Origin of the sequence: Malikia granosa (genome assembly GCF_002980595.1) — a bacterium.
In the GTDB taxonomy this organism is placed as follows: Bacteria; Pseudomonadota; Gammaproteobacteria; order Burkholderiales; family Burkholderiaceae_C; genus Malikia; species Malikia granosa.
On sequence record NZ_PVLQ01000065.1, the window covers coordinates 1 to 4,061 of the forward strand.

Annotated in this window: 3 protein-coding genes; all 3 read right to left on the reverse strand. The window is 58.5% G+C overall.

The window, feature by feature from the left end; all coding sequences use genetic code 11:
* Positions 1 to 1,408: 1,408 nt before the first annotated feature.
* The 3 genes from C6P64_RS18240 to C6P64_RS14480 all read right to left on the reverse strand — a co-directional run bounded on the left by C6P64_RS18240 (position 1,409) and on the right by C6P64_RS14480 (position 3,578).
* On the reverse strand, positions 1,409 to 1,573 hold the full coding sequence (locus C6P64_RS18240; RefSeq protein WP_170073117.1) for a hypothetical protein: 165 nt from the start codon (positions 1,571 to 1,573) through the stop codon (positions 1,409 to 1,411).
* Positions 1,574 to 1,663: 90 nt separating this feature from the next.
* Positions 1,664 to 2,509, reverse strand: coding sequence for a hypothetical protein (locus C6P64_RS14475; RefSeq protein WP_170073118.1), 846 nt, complete (start codon positions 2,507 to 2,509; stop codon positions 1,664 to 1,666).
* A 454-nt stretch (positions 2,510 to 2,963) separates the two neighbouring features.
* The gene (locus C6P64_RS14480) at positions 2,964 to 3,578 is read right to left on the reverse strand and encodes a hypothetical protein (protein ID WP_170073119.1); all 615 of its coding nucleotides are present in this window, start codon (positions 3,576 to 3,578) and stop codon (positions 2,964 to 2,966) included.
* Between the last annotated feature and the right edge of the window lie 483 nt (positions 3,579 to 4,061).

The following is a 4,061-nucleotide window of genomic DNA, read 5'->3' on the forward strand; positions in this document are numbered from 1 at the left end:
GCCAGCGCGGCGTCACGGGCTTCCCCGGTCGCTACGCGCCCGCCGCCCGCGCCGCCGCACTGGCCTGCTGGCTGGCGTGACGGGCCGGCTTCAGTCAGCGCGCCCGGCTGCGCCAGGCGCGGGGTCACTGCCCCCGCCCACCCTCCCGTCCGCCCCCCAAGGGGGCTCCCCATTTGGTCAGCGCGCCAGGCTGCGCCTGTCGCGAAGGCTAAAGGACCTCGCGCGGTGCCAGTCGGCGCTCGCCCGCTGCGGGCCGTTGGGGTTGGCCGGGGCCGTCGCGCGTGCTCCCCGGTCGCTGCACGCCCTACGCCCGCGCGCCGTCCCCGGCCTTCCGGTATGCCAGCGCCCTGGCCTAGTCAGCGCTGCGGGCTTCGCCCTTCGCGTGTGGCCCTGTGCGGCCTGGCGGCCGCCCAGGGCATTGGCCCCCGCCCGCCCACCCATCCGCCCCCCAAGGGGGCTCCCCTCTTTTTTCTTGAGGCTCCGGGCGCTTGCAGCGTCTCCTGTTTAGCAAGGCGCGTGGGGGGATTTCGGCGGGCCTGCTGGCCTGCCGCGCAGTCGCGCCCCGGCGTGCCGGCGCCGGCCTCGCGGGTTGCTCCTCGCGCGCCGGTGGCCTGGTTGGGTCGGGCGGGCTACCCGCCCGACGTTCCCGGCCCCTGCGGGGCCTGCAGGCGCTGGCGCGCCTCGAAACCTGCTCGGCTGGCCGGTTGGCGATGCGCCTGCGGGACCGCGCCCCAGCCTATCGCCGAGTGCGTTAAAACACGATGGCCTGTGCTGCCGCACAGGGTCGAATCGGGCCAGATGCCTGTCGGCAAGATGCACCGCCCTGGTCGAGAACATTGGCGGACTTTTCCGCCGGTCGAGCACCTGCTGATGCGGCTGGCCGTAGCGAACTGGTAGCGAGCTAGTGCATCCGCTGTGGCGATCCAATGACCCCTGATCCGTGGGCAGGATGTGCGAAGTTGGCTAACCTGCCGGTCGCCACTTCGCTGCCCATATTCGCGCTGACGCACTCAAGGGCAACCCCGTCCCGGGCCTGTTCCTTTTGTGCTGCGACAAGTCGAGTATCCGTTAATGTGGATTAACTAATTAACAAAATAACAATGCAATTGTTAAACTAATGTCAGAACAATAATTTTTAAATTTCACCTTGCAATTCACATTATGAAATTCACAGGAACACATACGCACAAAAGTCTCGGACTTTTCACATATGAGGTCGAGTACACAACCCGCCGTCCAGGAAGCACATGGCTTGCTGATTGGTCTGGGACTGCCATTGGAGACAACCGAGTGTTGCAGCTGAGTGGCGGCAGCATGGAAATCATCGTTGGGTCTTCAGATGCTGCGCTAGTTTTTATTAAAAAGTACGTCGGTCAAGAAATTGACGCACTGACGTAAATTTTTCATCCTAGCGCAGGCGAAGGGCTCCACGGCGTTCTAGCGCGCGGGCCAGCTTGGCGGTGCCTCGGGCCTGGTGGAAGGTGTAAGGGCGGCCCCGCTTGCGCCTCTTGGCCTGCTCGGCGCGGGGTTCGGCCTGGTTGGCCTGCTCAGCTTGGTCGGTGTTCTCGGTCATTCTGATTTCTGATCTTGAAAAAAAGGGGGCGGGCATTTCTGCTCGCCCCCAGGAAGCGCGCCTCAACCACGAAACGCCCCCACTTCCAGGTTATCTCCGTGCCTTGTACCCTATCAGTTCAACAGGATCGACACAGGGAGATATAGGTCCCGTGTGCAGTTCAAGCGGCCGAAAAATGTGGGCCATCACCGCGTGTTCGGTAACAAGCTCGTTGAACAACCTGCTACTGAAGCTGCGGTTGTAGACCTCCAGCGTCTTGGGGCATATCCAACCAAGAACCTCTAGCATCCCCGCGCGACGACTCTTCACGCGGTCAAGTACTTCTCCCCAGTGCTGTGTGGTGCTGCTTCTATACCAGCCCGCCGACCAGACAGGCTTACAGTGGGCAAGGCGGTTGCGCCAAGCACGGACATCTTTCAACGTATTAACGACAGTTTTGCGGTTGTCGCCGTGATTCCAGTGGTTCTTAGCCCTCGGATGGTGGGGGAAGACATCCTTGAAGGTCCGCGCTTCGATCACCGGGGTAGGGAGCTGTTGGTCGAGAATATTTGGCCAGACGCCGAACGGCAGGCGCGCGATGACGCTGTCGGGCGAGGGTTGCACCTTCAGACGTATTTTTTGGTCATCGGACAAGATGGCCTCAACCTTGGTGAAAGTTTCTCCCTCCAGCTTGTGCATGCCTAGTTGCTGGTCGTACCACGCAAATGAGTCCGAGGCAGGTCCCATCTTCTCCGTTGCTTGTCGAGAGAGGCTGCGGTGGATGCGGTTTCGGAGGGCTACCTCGAAGGTAGACATCAGAGACAGGAGGACCATACTCATCGCTTGGCCCCAAAGCACTGCTCCACCTGTTTCCTCGGGTGTCTGTGTGCGAAAAACACGCTTGTAGACCCCGCTCCGTGGTGCAGAAATCGTCTCCAAGAATTCTTGATAGGGCATTTGACTTACTGTTCCTTGATTGATATACTCTACTTATAAACACTAGGATAAGCCGCTCCCAGACCTAGCTTGCCAGCTAGGTGCCGCTAAGCTGTACAGCCCAAACTGGTGATGCCCCTGATGTACTAGAGCCTGCGCCACCCACTGGGTGGCGTTGTGCTTTTTGGGTACGTTTTTCCAACCCTGGGTACGGCCTCACCCGCCCGGAATGCTGTTTCACAGCGTGTGTAACTTCTCGGCTGACACGTCAGCGACCACCCATTGCGCGACAACAAGCATCCACCGGATGTCGCGTGCCACTAAGACAGGCATCCTCCCTTCCCCGTTGTTTTGGGTGCGCAGAAGGTATTGCTGGTGCTCTTGCCGTGCTTGTAAATGATCATGAGTTTTCTTCACCGGAAATCTTGGACGCGGGTGTAGCAGGGCGCCGCAGAGGTTTTTCATTATGTGAAAATTATGCTGCGGCAGCAGATCCACCTGGGTGCTGATCGGCTGTACTCGACGCAGCTGCAGCCTGTGCGGCCCGCTCTGCATCCCAATGGGCTCGAATGGCTTGTACCTCACCGAAACCACCCACCTCAACCAGACGGTCCAGGAACCGGCCGTATAGGTCTGTCTGAACAAGGCCCAGCTTCCGCATGTTTTCCATAGCGACGTTCGGATTCAAGAGGAGCACGTAGTGAAAATCGCCTGAGGCGCCTTTCTTGGCACTGCAAAAATTTAATTCCTGCAGCCGCTTCATGCGCCGCCTCCAAGTGTCTACCGCCCGCTCGCCTCTGAATCCAGCTTCCGCCGCGTAGGTAGCGGGGTTTTCGATAGTCACTAGGGGATGGTCGGGTGACCTTGCCCAGAGGCAAAACAGCGTGTGGCCAGCTGGCTGCCCTTTTGACTGGTCGTCAATCGCCTGCATGGTGTATGGAAGTGTGCGGGGCAGCGTGGTGTACCCATCATTAGTCTTTCGGCGCCAAAGCCACAGCGGGCTGTAGCTGGGAAAGTGCAGTTCTAGTTGCTGCTGCGCCCGTTCAGACATCTTGAGCCGTTTTTTCCCAGCCTGTTTCTCAGTAGCCATGCGTCACCTTTAAGTTTCTGTTGGATGAATTATCGATCCCTCAGTTGTTTATAGCTATGAGTGAGTACGCATGTTTCTCCGGCAACTGAAGTCTACTAATCAACTTATTGAAGTTGTTGTATGTTCATTTTTTAGTCGTGACACTATGGGTGCAATATGCGCAAAACCGCACATAAATATTTATTTTTTTAAATAAAATCAAGTACTTATTCGGATTTTTCGGTGCTCACGTACTCCATTGCTCTACGTACTCGATGTTCTCTTCGTGCTCCAGGGTGATGGTGTAGGAAGAGGGGCATGAATTCTGGCAAAGTCGCGATGTTATGCCGCAGCTTGGCCAGCCTCAAGGTGCTACTCCCCTATCGCCCTAAGTGAACAGCGCTGCGTACAGGCGTCGGCAGCGCTGGACGTTTTCCGACAGCAAGATGGCGGCTGGTGACACGACTGAAGTTGGGTCTACCCCAAGCTGACCGGGCGCAAGCT

Bases quoted from the DNA above. Each gene is read 5' to 3' on its own strand.
- C6P64_RS18240 (WP_170073117.1), bottom strand. From the start codon at position 1,573: ATGACCGAGAACACCGACCAAGCTGAGCAGGCCAACCAGGCCGAACCC.
- C6P64_RS14475 (WP_170073118.1), bottom strand. From the start codon at position 2,509: ATGCCCTATCAAGAATTCTTGGAGACGATTTCTGCACCACGGAGCGGG.
- C6P64_RS14480 (WP_170073119.1), bottom strand. From the start codon at position 3,578: ATGGCTACTGAGAAACAGGCTGGGAAAAAACGGCTCAAGATGTCTGAA.